At 71.9% G+C, this 19480-nt stretch carries 15 protein-coding genes; 8 read left to right on the forward strand and 7 right to left on the reverse strand.

Annotated elements, in window-relative coordinates; genetic code table 11:
- The first annotated feature begins 18 nt into the window (after positions 1-18).
- On the forward strand, positions 19-1845 hold the full coding sequence (locus tag ACIQR3_RS25280; protein WP_403542704.1) for an AMP-dependent synthetase/ligase: 1827 nt from the start codon (positions 19-21) through the stop codon (positions 1843-1845).
- A gap of 102 nt (positions 1846-1947) precedes the next feature.
- A complete protein-coding gene (locus ACIQR3_RS25285; protein WP_403542706.1) occupies positions 1948-2781 on the forward strand; it encodes an aldo/keto reductase in 834 nt (277 codons plus the stop codon).
- Between the two features lie 24 nt (positions 2782-2805).
- On the opposite strand, the gene ACIQR3_RS25290 is transcribed toward ACIQR3_RS25285, so the two are convergent.
- Both ACIQR3_RS25290 and ACIQR3_RS25295 read right to left on the reverse strand, forming a co-directional pair.
- Positions 2806-3684 (reverse strand): class I SAM-dependent methyltransferase, encoded by an 879-nt coding sequence (locus ACIQR3_RS25290; RefSeq protein ID WP_403542708.1) that lies wholly within the window; start codon positions 3682-3684, stop codon positions 2806-2808.
- Between the two features lie 85 nt (positions 3685-3769).
- A complete protein-coding gene (locus tag ACIQR3_RS25295; RefSeq protein WP_403542710.1) occupies positions 3770-5488 on the reverse strand; it encodes a glycoside hydrolase family 6 protein in 1719 nt (572 codons plus the stop codon).
- A gap of 267 nt (positions 5489-5755) precedes the next feature.
- Between ACIQR3_RS25295 and ACIQR3_RS25300 the strand changes: the two genes are divergently transcribed.
- Both ACIQR3_RS25300 and ACIQR3_RS25305 read left to right on the forward strand, forming a co-directional pair.
- Complete coding sequence (locus ACIQR3_RS25300) at positions 5756-8671, forward strand: glycoside hydrolase family 48 protein (protein WP_403542712.1); 2916 nt, start codon at positions 5756-5758, stop codon at positions 8669-8671.
- Between the two features lie 106 nt (positions 8672-8777).
- Positions 8778-11420: a cellulose binding domain-containing protein gene (locus tag ACIQR3_RS25305; protein ID WP_403542714.1), complete on the forward strand. Its 2643-nt coding sequence runs from the start codon at positions 8778-8780 to the stop codon at positions 11418-11420.
- Between the two features lie 63 nt (positions 11421-11483).
- Here the strand turns inward: ACIQR3_RS25305 and ACIQR3_RS25310 are convergent, their stop codons facing one another.
- Positions 11484-12320, reverse strand: coding sequence for an LLM class flavin-dependent oxidoreductase (locus ACIQR3_RS25310; protein ID WP_403542788.1), 837 nt, complete (start codon positions 12318-12320; stop codon positions 11484-11486).
- Positions 12321-12346: 26 nt separating this feature from the next.
- On the reverse strand, positions 12347-13273 hold the full coding sequence (locus tag ACIQR3_RS25315) for an alpha/beta hydrolase family protein (protein ID WP_403542716.1): 927 nt from the start codon (positions 13271-13273) through the stop codon (positions 12347-12349).
- A gap of 160 nt (positions 13274-13433) precedes the next feature.
- Between ACIQR3_RS25315 and ACIQR3_RS25320 the strand changes: the two genes are divergently transcribed.
- Positions 13434-14024 (forward strand): TetR/AcrR family transcriptional regulator, encoded by a 591-nt coding sequence (locus tag ACIQR3_RS25320; protein ID WP_403542718.1) that lies wholly within the window; start codon positions 13434-13436, stop codon positions 14022-14024.
- Between the two features lie 146 nt (positions 14025-14170).
- Positions 14171-14425 (forward strand): hypothetical protein, encoded by a 255-nt coding sequence (locus ACIQR3_RS25325; RefSeq protein ID WP_403542720.1) that lies wholly within the window; start codon positions 14171-14173, stop codon positions 14423-14425.
- Positions 14426-14504: 79 nt separating this feature from the next.
- On the opposite strand, the gene ACIQR3_RS25330 is transcribed toward ACIQR3_RS25325, so the two are convergent.
- The 3 genes from ACIQR3_RS25330 to ACIQR3_RS25340 all read right to left on the reverse strand — a co-directional run bounded on the left by ACIQR3_RS25330 (position 14505) and on the right by ACIQR3_RS25340 (position 17578).
- Positions 14505-16388, reverse strand: a complete 1884-nt coding sequence (locus ACIQR3_RS25330; protein WP_403542722.1) for a rhamnogalacturonan lyase — start codon at positions 16386-16388, stop codon at positions 14505-14507.
- A gap of 138 nt (positions 16389-16526) precedes the next feature.
- Positions 16527-17267: a class I SAM-dependent methyltransferase gene (locus ACIQR3_RS25335; RefSeq protein ID WP_403542724.1), complete on the reverse strand. Its 741-nt coding sequence runs from the start codon at positions 17265-17267 to the stop codon at positions 16527-16529.
- 5 nt (positions 17268-17272) lie between these two features.
- On the reverse strand, positions 17273-17578 hold the full coding sequence (locus tag ACIQR3_RS25340) for a 4a-hydroxytetrahydrobiopterin dehydratase (protein ID WP_403542726.1): 306 nt from the start codon (positions 17576-17578) through the stop codon (positions 17273-17275).
- Positions 17579-17716: 138 nt separating this feature from the next.
- Between ACIQR3_RS25340 and ACIQR3_RS25345 the strand changes: the two genes are divergently transcribed.
- Entirely contained in the window at positions 17717-18583 is an 867-nt protein-coding gene (locus ACIQR3_RS25345) for a helix-turn-helix domain-containing protein (RefSeq protein ID WP_403542728.1), read from the forward strand.
- 65 nt (positions 18584-18648) lie between these two features.
- On the forward strand, positions 18649-19461 hold the full coding sequence (locus ACIQR3_RS25350; protein ID WP_403542730.1) for an SAM-dependent methyltransferase: 813 nt from the start codon (positions 18649-18651) through the stop codon (positions 19459-19461).
- The last annotated feature ends 19 nt before the right edge of the window (positions 19462-19480 follow it).

Genomic DNA, 19480 nt, shown 5'->3' on the forward strand with positions numbered 1-19480 from the left:
GGAGCGGGGTAGCGGGGTTTGCGCGAGTTCACCAGCCCTCCGTCGGCACTGCCGCCACCGGTGGGCGGACTGGCCGACGCGGTCTTCCGCAATGCCCGGGAGGACCCGGCGTACATCGCGCTGGGCCGCAAGGACCAGGCGGGCCGGTGGCGGGACGTGACCTCCGCCGAGTTCCGCGACGAGGTGCTGGCCCTCGCCAAGGGGCTGCTCGCCCGGGGCATCCGGTTCGGCGACCGCGTCGCCGTCATGTCCCGCACCCGCTACGAGTGGACGCTGTTCGACTTCGCCCTGTGGACGATCGGCGCGCAGGTCGTGCCGGTCTACCCCACCTCCTCGGCCGAGCAGTGCTTCTGGATGCTCCACGACGCCGAGGTCTGCGCCGCCGTCGTGGAGCACGAGGACCACGCGATGACCCTCGCCACCGTCATCGACCGGCTGCCGAACCTGCGGCAGCTGTTGCAGCTCGACGCCGGGGTGGTGCGGGAGCTGTACGAGGCCGGCGCCCACCTCGACGACGAGGTCGTGCACCGGCACCGCCAGGCGGTCACCCCCGAGTCGGTGGCCACCGTCATCTACACCTCCGGCACCACCGGCCGCCCCAAGGGCTGTGTGCTCACCCACGGCAACTTCATGTACGAGGCGGACACCGTCATCGGCCGCTGGGAGTCGGTGTTCCATTCCCGCAAGGGCGACGAGGCCGCCACCCTGCTCTTCCTGCCCCTCGCCCACGTCTTCGGCCGGATGGTGGAGGTCGCCGCGATCCGCGGCCGGGTCCGCTTCGGCCACCAGCCGCAGCTCAACGCGGCGGCCCTGCTGCCGGACCTGGCCGCGTTCCGGCCGACGTTCGTCCTGGCCGTGCCGTACATCTTCGAGAAGGTGTTCAACGCCGCCCGGCGCAAGGCCGAGCGGGACGGCCGGGCGGGCGCTTTCGAGAAGGCCGTCGACGTGGCGGTGAAGTACGCGGAGGCCCTGGAGGCGAAGGCGTGGGGCCAGGGTCCCGGACCGTCTGCGGGACTGCGCGTGCAGCACCAGTTCTTCGACAAGCTCGTCTACGCCAAGGTCCGGGCCGCGCTGGGCGGACGCCTGCGCAACGCCATGTCCGGCGGCAGCGCGATGGACCGGCGGCTCGGCCTCTTCTTCGCGGGCGCCGGAGTGCAGATCTACGAGGGGTACGGCCTGACCGAGTCGACGGCGGCGGCCACCGCCAACCCGCCCGAGCGCACCCGCTACGGCACGGTCGGCCACCCGATCCCCGGCGTCACCGTGCACATCGCGGAGGACGGCGAGATCTGGCTGCGCGGCGGCAACGTCTTCCAGGGGTACCTCAACAACCCGAAGGCCACCGACGAGTCCCTGCACGACGGCTGGCTGGCCACCGGCGACCTGGGCCTGCTCGACGAGGACGGCTACCTCACCATCACCGGGCGCAAGAAGGAGATCCTGGTGACCTCCGGCGGCAAGAGCGTCTCCCCCGGGGTGCTGGAGGAGCGCGTCCGCGACCACCCGCTGGTCAGCCAGTGCGTCGTGGTCGGCAACGACCGCCCCTACGTCGCCGCCCTGGTCACCCTCGACCAGGAGGCCGTCGAACACTGGCTGACGATGCGCAACAAGCCCCGGATGCACCCGGCCGACCTGGTCCGCGACGCCGACCTGGAGAACGAGGTGCGGCGCGCGGTGGTCGCCGCCAACACGCTCGTCTCCCAGGCCGAGTCCATCCGCACCTTCCGCATCCTGGCCCAGCCGTTCACCGAGGAGCAGGGGCTGCTCACTCCGTCGCTCAAGCTCAAGCGCAAGGCCATCGAGCAGGCGTACCGGGCCGAGGTGGACGCCCTGTACCGGGTGTGAAGCAGGGATCCGCCCGCTTTTTCCCCCATCAGGAATGCGCGCGGCCTCGTGATCGTTGACCATGGGAGCACCACGTCACCACAAACGAAGGATCAACAGCCCGTGAGCAGCCAGGTCCCCCCGATCATCCTGAACAACGGCGTCGAGATGCCCCAGCTGGGCTTCGGCGTCTGGCAGGTACCGGACGACGAGGCCGAGACCGCCGTCGCGACGGCCCTGAAGGCCGGGTACCGCAGCATCGACACGGCGGCGATCTACGGCAACGAGAGGGGCACCGGCAAGGCCATCGCCGCCTCCGGCCTTCCCCGTGAGGACCTCTTCGTCACCACCAAGCTCTGGAACAGCGAGCAGGGGTACGACTCCACCCTGCGCGCCTTCGACACCTCCCTGTCCAAGCTCGGCCTGGAGTACGTCGACCTGTACCTGATCCACTGGCCGATGCCCGACCGGGGCACCTACGTCGACACCTACAAGGCGTTCGAGAAGATCCTGGCCGACGGCCGGGCGCGGGCCATCGGTGTCTCCAACTTCCAGCCGGAGCACCTGGAGCGGCTGATCGGCGAGACGTCGGTCATCCCGGCGGTCAACCAGATCGAGCTGCACCCGCACCTCCAGCAGCACGCCCTGCGCGAGTACCACGCGGAGCAGGGCATCGCCACGGAGGCGTGGTCGCCGCTCGGCTCCGGCAAGGGCCTCCTGGAGGTCCCGGCCATCGTCGCCATCGGCCAGAAGCACGGCCGCAGCCCGGCCCAGATCGTGCTGCGCTGGCACCTGCAGACCGGCAACATCGTGATCCCGAAGTCCGTGACGCCGTCCCGGATCAAGGAGAACATCGAGGTCTTCGACTTCAGCCTGGACGACGAGGACCTCGCGGCGATCAGCGCCCTCAACGAGGACCGGCGGGTCGGATCCGACCCGGCGACGGTCAACGACTGACGGTCCCTCCCCCGGCGGTGCGGGTCAGCCGGCCCGTACCGCCGTGTGCACGGTGTGCGCCGCCAGCACGAACACATCGGGCCGGCGGTGCACACTCGCCTCGTCGTCGGGGTCCAGGAGCCGGTCGAGGGCGGCACGGTCGTCGGCGTCCAGGAACTCCTCGCCCATGGCGCGCTGCCGGGACAGCACGGCGGCGACGAATGCGCGGGCCGGCTCGTCGAGCGGGGCCGGCAGGTCCAGCAGGAAGCTGCGGGTGCCGGTGTGCTTCAGGCCGGCGGCGGTCAGCAGCGCGGGCCAGTCCTCGGTCACGGCGACGGATCCCGGCAGTTCGTGCCGCATCCGCGCGAAGGTGTCCTCGTGCACCGCGTCCAGGCGGGCCTGCAGGCCAGGGCGTCCGAAGCCGAGGTCGCGCGGCAGGTACCGGGCGGGCAGCCCGCCCTCCAGCAGGGCGAGGGTGCCGCCGGGCGCGAGGTGCCCGGCGAAGGCGGCGAGCGCGGCCCGCTGATCGCCCAGGTGGTGCAGGCTGCGGCTGGCCCACAGCAGGTCGGCGGGGTAGTCGAGCCCGTCCAGCGCGCCCGGCAGCTCACCGGCCAGGGTGCCGAAGCGGTCGGCGATGCCCTGCCGGGCGGCGCGGTCGCGGGCCCGCTCCAGCAGCGGCGCGGCACCGTCGACGGCGACCACCCGGGCGCCGGGGAAGGCGTCGGCGAGCAGGCAGGAGACCACCCCCGGCCCGCTGCCGGCGTCGGCCACCAGGCCGGGTGCGGTGACGTCCCGGCCGATCCAGTCCAGGGCGCGGGTGTACAGCGGCGCGTACAGCTCCGCCTCCGCCTCCAGCAGCGGCGCCATGCGCGCCCAGTCGAAGTCGTCGTGACCATGATCATGATGGTGCTGGTGGTGCCCCATGCGGCTGCCTCCCGTGTCGTGGTGCGACCAGCGTGCGCCGATCCGACACGAGAGGCAAACCAACTTGCCGAAACCGCAAAACCGGTTACGACAGGGGCGGGTACGCGTTCTGCATCAGCTGCTGGAACTGCGCGGAGAACCAGTGCCCGGAGAGCGGGGCGTCCGGCAGGGCGCCGGACATGTTGTTGTTGTTCCGCGGGTTGCCGGTGTACGTCGGGTCGCACATCCGGTCGAAGCCCTTGCCCTCGTCGTTGTCGATCGGCTCGCTGGCGCCGTCGGACTCGCCCGGGGGCTTCATCCAGACGTACGCGTCGATCCCGGCGGCGGGGTTGGCCTGCGGGCGCTCACCGAGGCCGGCCCCGGTCTGGTTGCACCAGTTGCCGAGGTGGATGCGACGGTCGTAGCGGCCGCCGTCGACGTACGTGTTGACGTCGGTCATGGCACCCGGGCCGGTGGGCCGGGCCGAGCCGCCCCAGCCGTTGCGGGAGGTGTCGATCAGCATGCCGAGGTTGGAGTCGAAGCCGATGGAGACCAGCTTCTGCCGCATCGCCTGGGCGTAGGACAGCTCGTCGGTGTACCGGTTCCAGTCGACCCACTTGGACTGGCGCACGGAGGTGCCGTTCACGGTGTCGTCGATCGTGAAGTTCTCCTCCTTCAGCGCGCTGTAGTTGGCGGTGTTGACGATGAAGCCGTGCACGTCGTTGACGGTCGCGCCCTCGGTGGTCGCGGCGACCTTGAACAGGTCGGCGGAGGCACCGAAGTTGTCGTCCCAGCCGAGCCAGCCGTGGTGGCCGGCGTCGATGTAGTTGTAGACGTTGGGGGCGTCGCCCAGCTTGTTCAGGGCGTAGCCGACGCCCTTCTGGTAGTTGCCGTTGGCCTTCATCACGTCGCAGTTGGGCGTGGCGGTGGCCCGCGGGGTGGTGTTGGTGACCAGGTTGGGCAGCGAGTCGATCTCGACGGTGGTCACGATCCGCAGCGACGCGTACTTGGAGTCGGCGAGGATCGCGGCGATCGGGTCGATGTACTCGGTCTTGTACCGGTCGATCTCGGTCGCGCCCAGCTCGCCGTTGGAGGCGAGGGCGGCGCAGTCGCGGCCGGGCAGGTTGTAGATGACGAGCTGGACGACCAGCTCGCCGGAGCCCTTCTGCTCCAGCGCCGCGTCGAGGTGGTCGCGCAGCCCCATGCCGCCGTTGACACCCTCGATGGCGGCGATGCGGTCCAGCCACACGCCGGTCGGCTGGTTCGCGATGCGGCTGCCGCCCGGTTCGGCCGCGGCCTTGGCGGACCACTCCGGGTTCACGTACACCTTGGCGCCGTCGTACGGGTTGTTCACCCGGGCGGAGGGGCCCTCCGGGTCCGGGGGATCGGTCGGGGTCGTGCCGCCGTCGTCGACGTTGCAGGTCACCCCGTCGAGGGTGAAGGTGGCCGGGACGGCGTTGCTGCCGCTGTAGGAGGCCTGGAAGCCGAAGCTCACCGAGCCGCCGGTGGACAGCGGGGCGTTGTAGGACTCGTTGGCCGCGGTGACGGCCGTACCGCTCTGGCTGATCTTCGCGTTCCAGCCGCTGGTCACCTTCTGGTTGCCGGCGTAGGACCACTTCAGGGACCAGCCGGACTTGGCGGCGCTGTTGTTGGTGACGGTGACGGCGGCGGTGAATCCGGTGTCCCACTGGTTCTGCACCTTGTAGTCCACGGTGCAGGGGACGGCCGCCGCGCCGACGTCCGGGGGTACGGCGGCGTACGCCGCGCCGGAGGCTCCGGCGACGAGCGCGAGAGCGGCCAGTAACGCAGTTCTGCTACGGCTCATGGGTGCGGGTTTCCTCTTCATCGAGTACCGACTGATGGAGTACCGACTGACGGAACCGCTCCCACTGGTGCCGAAGAAGTTAGCGCCAAGTGTCGGTAAAGAACAGAGGAGTTGCCAACATTCCCTCAACTCGGCCCATCGAACATTTTCGACTCTTCACACACCTTGACCGCACTCACCCCTCTCCTCAACATGGGAGCGCTCCCACTGGTTCACAGCTTGTTGCTCCTCCCCCCTCGCTCCGAGCCGCAAGGAGGAACCAGCACCATGCACCGAGGTCGAAGACGCCGCGCCGCGCGGCGCCTGTGGACGGCCGCGCTGGCGGCCCTCGCGCTCCCGCTCACCCTGGTGGGCACCGGCACGACCACCGCGCACGCCGCGGCGGTCCAGTGCAGCGTGGACTACAAGACGAACGACTGGGGTTCCGGTTTCACCGCCGAGCTGACCCTCACCAACCGGGGCACCGAGGCCCTGGACGGCTGGACCCTCACCTACGGCTACACGGGCAACCAGAAGCTGACCAACGGCTGGAACGGCACCTGGTCGCAGTCCGGGTCGACGGTGACCGTGACGAACGCCGCGTACAACGCTCGAATAGGCGCCGGCGCCGCTGTCATCACCGGCGCCCAGTTCACCTACAGCGGCACCAACACGGCGCCCACCTCGTTCTCGGTCAACGGCACCCCGTGCACCGGCGCCCACCAGCCGCCGATCACCGTGCTGACCAGCCCGGCGCCGGGTGCCGTGTACAGCCAGGGCACGGCGGTGCCGCTGGCGGCCACCGCGGCCGCGGCCGACGACGCCACCGTCACCAAGGTGGAGTTCTACGACGACACCACGCTGCTGGGCACCGACAGCAGCGCGCCCTACACGTACTCCGCCTCTGGTTTGACCGTGGGCAGTCATTCCTTGGTGGCGAAGGCGTACGACAGCCTGGGCGCGTCGGGGGCCTCCACCCCGGTCGGCATCACCGTCGCGGCCGGCCCCACCGTCGTCGCGACACCCGCTCAACTGGGCGTCCAGCAGGGCGAGTCGGGTACGTACGACGTGAAGCTGTCCACGCAGCCGACCGCGAACGTGACGGTGACGACCGCCCGGACCAGTGGCAACACCGGTCTGTCGGTGACCGGCGGCGCGACCCTCACCTTCACGCCGTCCAACTGGAACACCGCGCAGCAGGTGACCATCGGCGCCGACGCCTCCGGCACCGGCTCGGCGGTCTTCGAGTCGACGGCCCCCGGCCATGGCAAGGCGACGGTCACCGTCACCCAGCTCGCGGCGGCGACGGAGTACGACGCGCGCTTCCTGGAGCTGTACGGGAAGATCACCGACCCGGCGAACGGCTACTTCTCCCCCGAGGGCATCCCGTACCACTCGGTGGAGACGCTGATCGTCGAGGCGCCGGACCACGGCCACGAGACCACGTCGGAGGCGTACAGCTATCTGCTGTGGCTCCAGGCCATGTACGGCAAGGTGACGGGCGACTGGACCCGGTTCAACGGTGCCTGGGACATCATGGAGCAGTACATGATCCCCACCCACGCCGACCAGCCGACCAACTCCTCGTACAACGCGTCCAAGCCGGCCACCTACGCGCCCGAACTGGACACCCCGCAGGAGTACCCGGCCAAGCTGGACTCCGGTGTCTCCGTCGGCCCGGACCCGATCGCCGGTGAGCTGAAGTCGGCGTACGGCACGGACGACGTGTACGGGATGCACTGGCTCCAGGACGTCGACAACACCTACGGCTACGGCAACTCGCCCGGCAACTGCGAGGCGGGCCCGTCGGACACCGGGCCGTCGTACATCAACACCTTCCAGCGCGGCGCGCAGGAGTCGGTGTGGGAGACGGTGCCGCAGCCGACCTGCGACGCCTTCGAGTACGGCGGGACCAACGGCTACCTGGACCTGTTCACCGGTGACGCCTCCTACGCCAAGCAGTGGAAGTTCACCAACGCCCCGGACGCCGACGCGCGCGCCGTGCAGGCCGCGTACTGGGCGGACGTCTGGGCCGGGCAGCAGGGCAAGGAGTCGGAGATCTCCGGGACCGTCGCGAAGGCCGCCAAGATGGGCGACTACCTGCGGTACGCGATGTTCGACAAGTACTTCAAGAAGGTCGGCGGCTGTGTGGGGCCGACGAGCTGCCCGGCGGGCACCGGCAAGGACTCCTCGCACTACCTGCTGTCCTGGTACTACGCCTGGGGCGGCGCGGTGGACACCTCGGCGGGCTGGGCCTGGCGCATCGGCTCCAGCCACACCCACGGCGGCTACCAGAACCCGCTGGCCGCGTACGCCCTCAGCTCCTACGCCGACCTGAAGCCGAAGTCGGCGACGGGTGCGGCGGACTGGGCCAAGTCCCTCGACCGGCAGCTGGAGTTCTACCGCTGGCTCCAGTCCGACGAGGGTGCCATCGCGGGCGGCGCGACCAACAGCTGGCAGGGCCGGTACGCGACCCCGCCGGCCGGGACGCCGACGTTCTACGGCATGTACTACGACGAGAAGCCGGTGTACCACGACCCGCCGTCCAACCAGTGGTTCGGCTTCCAGGCGTGGTCCATGGAGCGGGTCGCCGAGTACTACCAGCAGAGCGGCGACGCCGACGCCAAGACGGTGCTTGACAAGTGGGTCGACTGGGCGCTGTCGGAGACGACGGTCAACCCGGACGGCAGCTTCCGCATCCCGTCCACGCTCCAGTGGTCGGGCGCGCCCGACACCTGGAACGCCTCCTCCCCCGGTGCCAACAGCGGCCTGCACGTCACGGTCGCCGACTACACCGACGACGTCGGGGTGGCGGCGGCGTACGCCAAGACCCTGACGTACTACGCCGACCGCTCCGGTGACGCGGAGGCGGCCTCGACGGCCAAGGCGCTGCTGGACGGCATGTGGGAGAACAACCAGGACGCGCTGGGCATCGCCGTGCCGGAGACCCGGGCGGACTACAACCGGTTCGACGACTCGGTGTACGTGCCGAGCGGCTGGACCGGCACGATGCCCAACGGTGACGTCATCGACTCGTCGTCGACGTTCGCCTCGATCCGCTCGTTCTACGAGGACGACCCGAACTGGTCGAAGGTCGAGAGCTACCTCGCGGGCGGTGCCGCGCCCACGTTCACGTACCACCGGTTCTGGGCCCAGGCGGACATCGCCCTCGCCATGGGCTCGTACGCGGAGCTCCTCGAATAAGTCCCCGCTGAAAGCTCCGCGTACCGCGCCGGGCGGCTCCCCTCCGCACGGGGGGGCCGCCCGGTCGTCGTCTCCCCCACCCTGACGAAAGGGACGGTCCCCCACCGTGCGCAGAACCCGCATCCTCACCGCCGCGCTGGCGCTCGCGGCCGGACTGCTGACCGGCGGCCCGCCCGCCGCGCTGGCCGCCGAGACGCCGAAGGCGGCCGTCGCCGCCGACACCTACACCTGGAAGAACGCCCGGATCGACGGGGGCGGCTTCGTCCCCGGCATCGTCTTCAACCGCAGCGAGCAGGACCTCGCCTACGCCCGCACCGACATCGGCGGCGCCTACCGCTGGCAGGAGGCGAGCAAGACCTGGACGCCGCTGCTCGATCACGTCGGCTGGGACGACTGGGGGCACACGGGTGTCGTCAGCATCGCCTCCGACTCGGTCGACCCCGACCGGGTGTACGCGGCGGTCGGCACGTACACCAACAGCTGGGACCCGGGCAACGGCGCGGTCCTGCGCTCCGCCGACCGGGGCGCGAGCTGGCGGAAGACCGACCTGCCGTTCAAGCTGGGCGGCAACATGCCGGGCCGGGGCATGGGCGAGCGCCTGGCCGTCGACCCGCACGACAACGACGTGCTGTACCTGGGCGCGCCCAGCGGCAAGGGCCTGTGGCGGTCGACCGACGCCGGCGTCACCTGGTCCCAGGTGACCGCCTTCCCCAACCCCGGCGACTACGCCCAGGACCCGAGCGACACCAGCGGCTACGCCTCCGACAACCAGGGCATCACCTGGGTCACCTTCGACGAGTCGACGGGCAGCGGCGGTTCGGCGACGAAGACGATCTACGTGGGCGTCGCCGACAAGGAGAACGCCGTCTACCGGTCGACGGACGCGGGCGCGACCTGGGAGCGGATCGCCGGGCAACCGACCGGGTACCTCGCCCACAAGGGCGTCCTGGACGCCGAGAACGGCTACCTGTACCTGGCCTACAGCGACACGGGCGGCCCGTACGACGGCGGCAAGGGCCGGCTGTACCGGTACGCGACGGCGACCGGCACCTGGACCGACATCAGCCCGGTCGCGGAGGCCGACACCTACTACGGGTTCAGCGGTCTGACCGTCGACCGCCGGCACCCCGGCACGGTGATGGCGACGGCGTACAGCTCCTGGTGGCCGGACACCCAGATCTTCCGCTCGACGGACAGCGGAGGCACCTGGACGCAGGCGTGGAGCTACACCTCGTACCCGAACCGCGAGAACCGCTACACGATGGACGTGTCGTCGTCGCCGTGGCTGACCTGGGGCGCGAATCCGACGCCGCCCGAGCAGACACCCAAGCTGGGGTGGATGACGGAGTCGCTGGAGATCGACCCGTTCGACAGCGACCGGATGATGTACGGGACGGGCGCCACGGTCTACGGCACGGAGGACCTCACCGACTGGGACGCCGGGAGCAAGTTCACCATCACACCGATGGTGCGGGGGCTGGAGGAGACGGCCGTCAACGACCTCGCCGCTCCCCCGTCGGGCGCCCCGCTGCTCAGCGCCCTCGGCGACATCGGCGGCTTCCGGCACACCAGCCTGACCGAGGTCCCGTCGATGATGTTCACCTCGCCCAACTTCACGTCGAGCACCAGCCTGGACTACGCCGAGTCGGACCCGGGCACCGTGGTCCGCGTCGGCAACCTGGACTCGGGTCCGCACATCGCCTTCTCCACGGACAACGGCGCCAACTGGTTCGGCGGCACCGACCCGTCGGGGGTGAGCGGCGGCGGCACGGTCGCGGCGGCGGCCGACGGGAGCCGGTTCGTGTGGAGCCCGGTCGGCACCGGTGTGCAGTACACGACGGGCTTCGGCACGTCCTGGCAGGCGTCGAGCGGCATCCCGGCCGGTGCGGTCGTCGAGTCCGACCGGGTCGACCCGGACACCTTCTACGGTTTCAAGTCCGGGAAGTTCTACGTCAGTACGGACGGCGGCGCGACCTTCTCGGCGTCGGCGGCGACCGGCCTGCCGAGCGGGGACAGCGTGCGGTTCAAGGCGCTGCCCGGTGTGCGGGGGGACGTGTGGCTGGCGGGCGGCGCCGCGGACGGGGCGTACGGCCTGTGGCACTCCACGGACGGCGGCGCGAGCTTCACCAAGCTGTCGAACGTCGAGCAGGCCGACACCATCGGCATCGGCAAGGCGGCGCCGGGCGCCTCGTACCAGACGCTGTACACCAGCGCGAAGATCGGCGGGGTGCGGGGCGTCTTCCGCTCCACCGACCAGGGCGCCTCCTGGACCCGGATCAACGACGACGCCCACCAGTGGGGCTGGACGGGGGCGGCCATCACCGGCGACCCCCGGGTGTACGGGCGGGTGTACGTGGCGACCAACGGGCGGGGCATCGTCTACGGCGACACGTCCGCCACGGACCCCGGAACGGAGCCCGAGCCGACGGGTGCCTGCGCGGTGACGTACACGGTCACCAACCAGTGGCCGGGCGGCTTCCAGGCGGACGTGAAGCTCACCAACACCGGGACGGCGGCCTGGAACGGCTGGGCGCTGAACTGGTCCTTCCCGGACGGGCAGAAGGTGAGCCGGATGTGGAACGCCGAGCACTCCGTGTCGGGGACCACGGTCACGGCGAGGAACGTCGGCTGGAACGGTGCCGTGGCGGCCGGCTCGTCGGTGGCGTTCGGCTTCACGGGTGAGTGGTCGGGGACCAACGCGGAACCGGCCTCCTTCTCCCTGGGCGGCGAGAGCTGCGCGGTCGGCTGAACGACCGCGTGGGTGACGGGCGGGGCGTGCTCTCCGGCGGGAGCACGCCCCGCTCCCGGTCGCTCACCGCACGACGACCTCCTCGGCGAGCCACCGGGCCACGCCCTCGGGGTAGGGCGCCGGCAGCGTCAGGACGAGGTGCCGGAAACCGGCCTCGGTCGCCCGGCCGATCGCCTCCCGGGTGGGCGCGGGGTCGTCGTAGGAGACCGGCAGGACGAGGGAGCGGGTGATCGTCGCCGGGTCGCGGCCCAGGTCGGCGCAGTGCCGGTCCAGGATCGCGCCGCGCGCCACGGCGTCCTCGACGTCGTCGCCGGGGTAGTTCCAGATGTCGGCGTGTTCGGCGGCCACCCGCAGGGTCGCCGAGGCGCGTCCGCCGACGAGGACCGGCGGGTGCGGGCGCCGCACGGGCTTGGGGTTGCCGTACGCGCCGCGGAGCGTGACGTGGGCGCCGTCGAAGTCGAACGGTTCCGGCTCGGTCCACAGCCGCCGGATCACCGTGCACGCCTCGGCGAGGGCGCGTACGGCGTGCGCCCCGTCGTGGTAGGGCAGGCCGTGCGCCTCGTACTCGCGCCGGGCCATCGGGACGTCGGGCCGGGAGCCGGCGCCGATGCCGAAGTCGAGCCGGCCGCCGGAGACGACGTCGACGGTCGCGGCGATCTTGGCGAGGACGGCGGGCGGACGGAACCGGTTGCTGGTGACCATCACACCGAGCCGCACTCTGCTGGTCTGCGCGGCGAGCGCGGAGAGCAGGGTCCAGCCCTCGTAGGTGACGCCCTTCGGGTCGCCGTAGATCGGCAACAGGTGGTCGAAGAGCCAGGCGTGCCCGATCTCGGGCACGGTGTCGGCCTCGCGCCAGACCCGCAGAACGTCGGCGTAGTCGACCTGCGAGGGGGCGGTCATGATGCCGAAGCTGGGGGCGGCCACGGCTACTTGCTCTCCAGGCGGCCCAGCTGCTGCCCGCCGGCCGCCAGTTCGGCGCTCGCCTCGCGCCACGCCGGGTCGTCGGGGTCGAGGGCGCTGCGCAGGTAGGCCGTGGTGAGGCGCTGGAGCAGGGCGACCCGCTCGGGGCTCTCGTCGGTGGTCTCGGTGTGCTCGTGCGCGGCTATGCCGCCCAGCGAGTGCTCGGCGCCGAACAGGGTCAGCAGGGTCTTGTCCTTCGGGCTCAGCGCGTAGGCGTCGGTGAACCAGTCCGGGCCCCGCACGGAGAGCGCGGAGTCGTCGTGGTCGCCGGCGACCAGGAGGGCGGGGGTGGTCATGTCGTCGAAGGAGGGGTTCATGAAGGAGAAGTTCTCGGCAGCGAACGGGGACAGGTCGGCGCCGCCGCGTCCGGGCAGGGCGAACAGGAGGCCCGCCGTGACCCGCGGGTCGGACAGGTCCTCGCCGGGGACGCCGTCGGCGTCGAGGACCCGGGCCCCCAGCAGCATGCTCGCCGACTGGGCGCCCCAGGAGTGTCCGGCCACGGCGACCCGGCCGCGGTCGACCCGCCCGGCGAGGCCCGGCACGGCGGCCTCCAGGTCGGGGAGGTGGTCGATGACCCGCGTGAGGTCCTCGACGCGGGTGCGCCAGATCAGCGGGGTGCGGGGGTCGTCGGCGGGCAGGGCGAGGCGGCGGGAGTCGAGGTGGGTGGGGCGCAGTACGACGAAGCCGTGGGCGGCCCAGTGGTCGGCCAGCGGGGCGTAGCTGTCCAGCGAGCCGCCGTAACCGTGCGAGAGGACCACGACCGGCAGGTCACGGCCGGTGACGGGGGCGGAGACCTGGACCTGGAGGTCGTCGCCGCGACCGGGTGCGGGGAGCACGACGGGCTTCACGGAGACGACCGGGGAGGGGACGGTGGTCGGCTGGTACGCGGACATGGAGGTGCCTTTCGTGCACGCGGGGGGAGCGGACGCGGAGGCGCGGCTTGGTGGCCGAGGCGTCCGTCCGGCATGATGGAACAAGCGGAACCTTGTTCCGTTACGACGACGATACGGAACACTGTTCCGCTTTGCAAGAGGCGGTGGAGGGAGCGACGCGGTGAACGACGGCGAGCAGGGTGCGGAGCGCGCGGCCCGGCCCAGGCGGGCGGATGCCCGGCGCAATCAGCGGACGCTGCTGGACGCGGCCGCCGCGGTCTTCGTCAGGTCGGGCGTGGACGCGCCGGTCCGGGACATCGCGGCGGAGGCCGGCGTCGGCACGGGCACGGTCTACCGGCACTTCCCGACCCGCGCCGACCTCGTCGTCGCCGTGTACCGGCACCAGATCGAGGCGTGCGCCGAGGCCGGCCCGGCCCTGCTGGAGAGCTGCCCGACGCCGTACGAGGCCCTGGGGCGGTGGGTGGACCTCTTCGCCGACTTCCTGGTCACCAAGCACGGCCTCGCCGCCGTGCTGAACTCCGACGACCCCGCGTTCCAGGCGCTGCACGCCTCCTTCCTGGACCGCCTCGCCCCGGTGTGCGCCCGGCTGCTGGCGGCGGCCGAGGAGGCGGGCGAGATCGGCCCCGGTCTCGCGGCGTACTCGCTGATGCGCGGCGTGGGGAACCTCTGCGTCGGCGCGGAGGGCGACGACCGTTACGACGCGCGCCGGATGGTCCGGCTGCTCGTCGCGGGGCTGCGGCAGCCCCACTGACCGCGCCGGCCCCACCGGTTCCGCTCTCGCGCACACCCGGAACGCGCGGGCTCTCGCACGCCTCCCCCGCGCTCTTGTGGGCCGCGTCCGCCGCACTCGACCGTGGTGGGTACACGCGGCGGGTTCGGGTCTGCGAAGGGGGCCGTATGCGGCGGCGGTGGTGGAACGGTGTGCTGGGCGAGGTACTGGTGACGCTGGCCGTGCTGACGGAGAGAGCGACGGCGGGGCGGCGGGCGGTCGTGCGGTGGAGACGGCTCCGGGACGACGCGCTGCGCGCCGCCCACGGCCGGGGGGTGACCGAGGACGTCCTCGCCGCCCGCCTGGGACTGTCCCGGAACTGGATCCACACGGTGGTCACGCGGTCGGCGAACGGTCAGGACGGCGCGGAGGTCACCTCGTAGCCGCCGGACGGCAGCCGGCAGGGGGCGCCGTGGTGGTCACCGGCCGCCGGTCCCGTCGCGGACCGGCGGCCGGGCTCGGCTACGGCGTGTACACCGTCGGGCGCGGCGCGGTCGCCATCCCGTTGCCGAGGAAGAAGCTCGGGTGCGGGGGCTGGTTGTACGCGGTGTTCTGCCAGGCCAGACCCGTGCGGTACATCGTGTCGTGCAGCAGGGTCGTGATCTTCGTGCTGGTCTCCACGGGCGTCGAGTAGATCCTCAGCGCCGTGTTGGAGCTGGTGCGCCAGACGACCTCCTCGCGCCAGTCGCCGAGGATGTCGCCGGACAGCACCGGGGTCGCCTTGGTGCCGTTGTTGGAGGCGACGCCGGAGCCGGTGAGCAGGCGGGTGTCGGAAGAGGTGCCGTACTTGTCGATGTGGGTGCCGTCCAGGAGTTCGCGGACGGTGTCGCCGTCCCACCAGGACAGGAAGTTGGCCGAGGACGGCTCCCGGCCCTTGGTGGCGCCCGCCTCGTCGCGGATGTAGGTGTCGGAGGCGGACCAGACCTCGGCCCCGTCGTTGCCCGCGTAGATGTCACCGGCCACGCCCCGGCCGTTGTCGCAGCAGGCGTCGAGCTTCCAGCGGACCGCGCCGCTCGCCGGGTTGAGATACACCTCGGCGGGCTGGGAGGTGGACTCGGAGACCTTGAAGTACTCCAGGCCCGACGTCGACGGGTCGAGGTCGGCCAGGTGCTGGGCGTCGCCGTGCCCGGTCTTCGCGGTCCACAGGCCGTTGCCGTTGTCGTCCACCGCCATCGAGCCGTAGACGATCTCGTCCTTGCCGTCGTTGTCGACGTCCCCGACGGAGAGGCTGTGCGAGCCCTGGCCGTCGTAGCCCTTGCCGCTGTTGGTGGAGGAGCTGGTGTCGAAGGTCCAGCGGCGGGTGAAGGCTCCGTTCCGCCAGTCCCAGGCGGCGATCACGCTGCGGGTGTAGTAGCCGCGGGCCATGATGAGCGAGGGGCGGGCGCCGTCCAGGTAGGCCGTGCCGGCCAGGAAGCGGTCGACGCGGTTGCCGTAGGAGTCGCCCCAGGAGGAGACGGTGCCGCGGGCCGGGACGTAGTCGACGGTGCCCATCGCCTTGCCGGTCTGGCCGTTGAACATGGTCAGGTACTCGGGGCCGGACAGGATGTAGCCGGAGGAGTTGCGGTAGTCGGCCGAGGAGCTGCCGATCACCGCGCCGGTGCCGTCGGTCGTGCCGTCGGCGGTCTTCATGGCGACCTCGGCCTTGCCGTCACCGTCGTAGTCGTACACCTGGAACTGGGTGTAGTGGGCGCCGGAGCGGATGTTCCTGCCGAGGTCGATCCGCCACAGGCGGGTGCCGTCGAGCTTGACGCCGTCGACGATCGTGTTGCCGGTGTACCCGGACTGGGAGTTGTCCTTGGCGTTGGTGGGCTGCCACTTCAGGACGATGTCCAGGGCGCCGTCGCCGTCGAGGTCGCCGACGGAAGCGTCGTTGGCCTCGTAGGTGTAGGCGACGCCGTCGGGGGTGGTGCCGCCGGACGGCGGGGAGATCGGGACGTCCTTGTAGCCGGCGCGGAACTGGATCGCGTGGACCGAGTCGGCCTGTTCGACGCCGTTCACGACGGCGCGGACGGTGTAGTCGGCCTGTTCCGGGGCGCCGGAGTGGAAGTAGTTGGTCGAGCCGGTGACCGGGCTGGAGTTGACCTTCGTACCGGCCCGGTAGACGTTGAAGGACACGTCGTTCGGGTCGGTGCCGAGCCAGCGCCAGCTGACCAGGTTGCCGGCCGAGGTGTGGACGCTGACGACGCCCCGGTCCAGCGCCTCGACCTGCCGGGCGGTCGCGGCGTCGGCGGTGTCGGCGGTGAGCGCGGTCAGCCCGGCGCCGGCCACGGCCAGGGCCGCGGCGAGGGCGGGGACGAGGACGCGGGCGCGGACGCGGTGTCTGCCGCGCCGGTGCGGGTGCTTCATGGAGACTGCCTCCTGAGGGGGCCGGGAGGGGGTGCTCCCGGTGTTTCCCTCTCAGTCGCCGCCGGTGGCACGGAAGTTGCCGGGTCGTTTCCGGCGGCGACGGTGCCGCCGTCGACGACCGGGGCGACGCCCCGCCGGTCAGGGCTTCCTGAACGCCAGCAGCGTGAACACCGGGTCGGGCCGGGGCCGGTCCTGGTCGGGCAGGGCGGCGAGGCGGCCGGCGAAACGGTCGGCGAGCGGACCCTCCGGCGGGAGCGTCATGAACCAGCCGCGCCGCAGGTCCGCGATGGTGCGGCGGGGGCTGCGGCCCTGGCCCAGGCCGGTGAACCGGGCCCGCCCCGCCGGGCACAGCCCGTGCTCGCGGGCGTACGCCTCGACGGCCCCGGCGGCGTCCCGGACGGGGCTGGGCGGACGGGCGGCGAGGACGGCGTCGATGTCGCTGCCCACGTTGTGCGAGGGGCCCTTGTCGACCGTGGTCACGTACACCCCGCCGGGCCGCAGCACCCGGGCGCACTGGCCGACGACGGTCCGCGCGTCGTCGTCGGTGCCGGCCAGGTGGAGCAGCCAGACGCTGCTCACCGCGTCGAACGCCCCGGCGGTGAACGGCAGTCGGCGGGCGTCGGCGCGCACCACCGCGCCGGGCAGCCGGGCCGCGGCCCGCCGGACCATGGCGGGGGCCAGGTCGACGCCGGTCACCCGCAGCCCCGCGCGGGCCGCCGCGAGGCGCCGGGTGACGATCCCGGTGCCGCAGGCCGCGTCGAGCAGCCGGCGCGCGCCGGCCGGGACGAGACTCAGTACGGCCTCGGCAGCGGCGGCGGCCCGGGGCTCGCCGCCGCGCGCGGCGTCGTACCGCTCCGCTTCCTTGTCGTAGTCCAGCACACAGGTCAGTGTGCCCCGTGGCCCCCGGCCAGATCCTCCACCCGGCGGGCCAGCTCGAAGTCCTTCTCCGTCACCGCGCCGCCCGCGCTGTGCGTGTGCACGCTGAGCGACACCGTGTTGTAGCCCAGGGTCAGGTCGGAGTGGTGGTCGAGTTCCTCCTGGACCTGGGCGATGTGCACGACCATCGCGGTGGCCGCGGTGTGCGAGGCGAGCCGGTAGGAGCGGGTGAGGCGGTCGCCGTCGAGCGACCACCCCGGCAGTGCGGCCAGCCGGTCCTCGACGTCCTGCTGCGACAGCGGCTCGACGGGCATGGGCCGCGCTCCTTCCTGGGTGCCGGACGGGTCTCCCGCCCAGCCTGCCACAGCCCCCGCCGCCGGACCTCCCTTGTGGGACGGGCGGGGTGGCGTGAAAGACTGGTGAAGTACTTCGGCGCGTTGGAGGGGCGTGGCGTGAGTGACCGTAGGCCCGCACCCACCGTGGGTCAGGTGGTGCTGGGGAAGCGGCTCCAGGAGCTGCGCGAGAGATCCGGACTGAGCCGCGAGGCCGCCGCGAAGGTGCTGCGGGTGGCCCCGGCCACCGTACGGCGGATGGAGACGGCCGAGGTCGCGCTGAAGATCCCGTACGTCCAGATCCTGCTGACCGCCTACGGGGTGCCCGACGGCGAGGTGTCGTCCTTCGTCGACCTCGCCGAGGAGGCGAACCGGCCCGGCTGGTGGCAGCGCTACCACGACGTGCTGCCCGAGTGGTTCAGCCTGTACGTCAGCCTGGAGGGCGCCGCCCGCATCATCCGGTCCTACGAGCCGCACTTCGTGCCGGGGCTGCTCCAGACCGAGGAGTACGCGCGGGCCGTGCTGGAGACCGGGACCATCGGCAACAGCTCCGACGAGGGCGCCGTCGAACGGCACGTGGCGCTGCGCATGGAGCGGCAGGCGCTGCTGGAGCGCGAGCAGCCGCCGCACCTGTGGGTGGTCATGGACGAGACGGTGCTGCGCCGCCCGGTGAGCGCCGACGGCCGGGTCATGCGCGAACAGCTCGACAAGCTGCTGGACTTCGCCGGCCGGGAGCGGGTGACCCTCCAGGTCGCCGAGTTCGCCACCGGTCCGCACCCGGGGACGTACGCGCCGTTCACGCTGTTCCGGTTCGCGGAGCCGGAGCTGCCCGACATGGTGTTCACCGAGTACCTGACCGGCGCCCTGTACCTGGACTCCCGGGACGAGGTCTCCACGCACCTGGAGGTGCTGGACCACATGACGGCGCTGGCCGCCTCCGCCCAGCGCACCCAGAAGATCCTGCGCGAGTACCGCGAGCGCTGCTGACCGGTCCGCCGCCCCGCACGCGCAAGCCCCGCACCCACCGTCGCATCACGAGGAGACCGCCGCGCATGACCCGACCCGACGCCGTGCCCGCCATCGACACCAGCCGGCCGCACCCCGCCCGTGTCTACGACTGGTGGCTGGGCGGCAAGGACAACTACCCGGTGGACGAGGAACTGGCCCGCAAGATCCTCGCCGCCGACGAGACGGCGGTGCGCGGCGCCCGCGCCAACCGCCGGTTCATGCACCGCGCGGTCCGTACCGCCGCCCAGGCCGGCCTCCGGCAGTTCCTCGACATCGGCACCGGCATCCCGACCCAGCCCAACCTGCACCAGGTGGCGCAGGACGTCGCACCCGAGTGCCGGGTGGTGTACGCGGACAACGACCCGATCGTGCTGCGGCACGCCGAGGCGCTGCTGCACGGTTGCGCCGAGGGCTCCACCGACTACGTCCACGCCGACGTCCGCGACCCGGACACGGTCCTGGGGGCGGCGGGCGAGTCCCTGGACCTCGGCCGGCCGGTCGCCCTGTCGCTGGTGGCCCTGACCCACTACCTCGGTGACGCGGCCGACGGCGACGACGCGCACGGCCTGCTGAAGCGGTACGTCGACGCCCTCGCCCCGGGCAGCTTCCTGATCCTGTCGCAGGTCACCGCGGACCTGAACCCGGAGGCCGTCGGCAAGGCCGCCGCGCTGTTCGCCCGCGGCGGCACACCGTTCCACCCGCGTCCGCTGGCCGAGTTCGCGCGGTTCTTCGAAGGGCTGGAGCTGCTGGGTCCCGGCGTGATCCCGGTGACCGGGTGGCGCCCGGAGCCGGAGGACGTGGCGGTGCAGGCGGAGGGCATCGTGCCGGTGTACGCGGGGGTGGCCCGCAAGCCCTGACGCCGCCGGGGCGTCTCCC

This window comes from Streptomyces sp. NPDC090994, assembly GCF_044768905.1.
Taxonomy (GTDB): Bacteria; Actinomycetota; Actinomycetes; order Streptomycetales; family Streptomycetaceae; genus Streptomyces.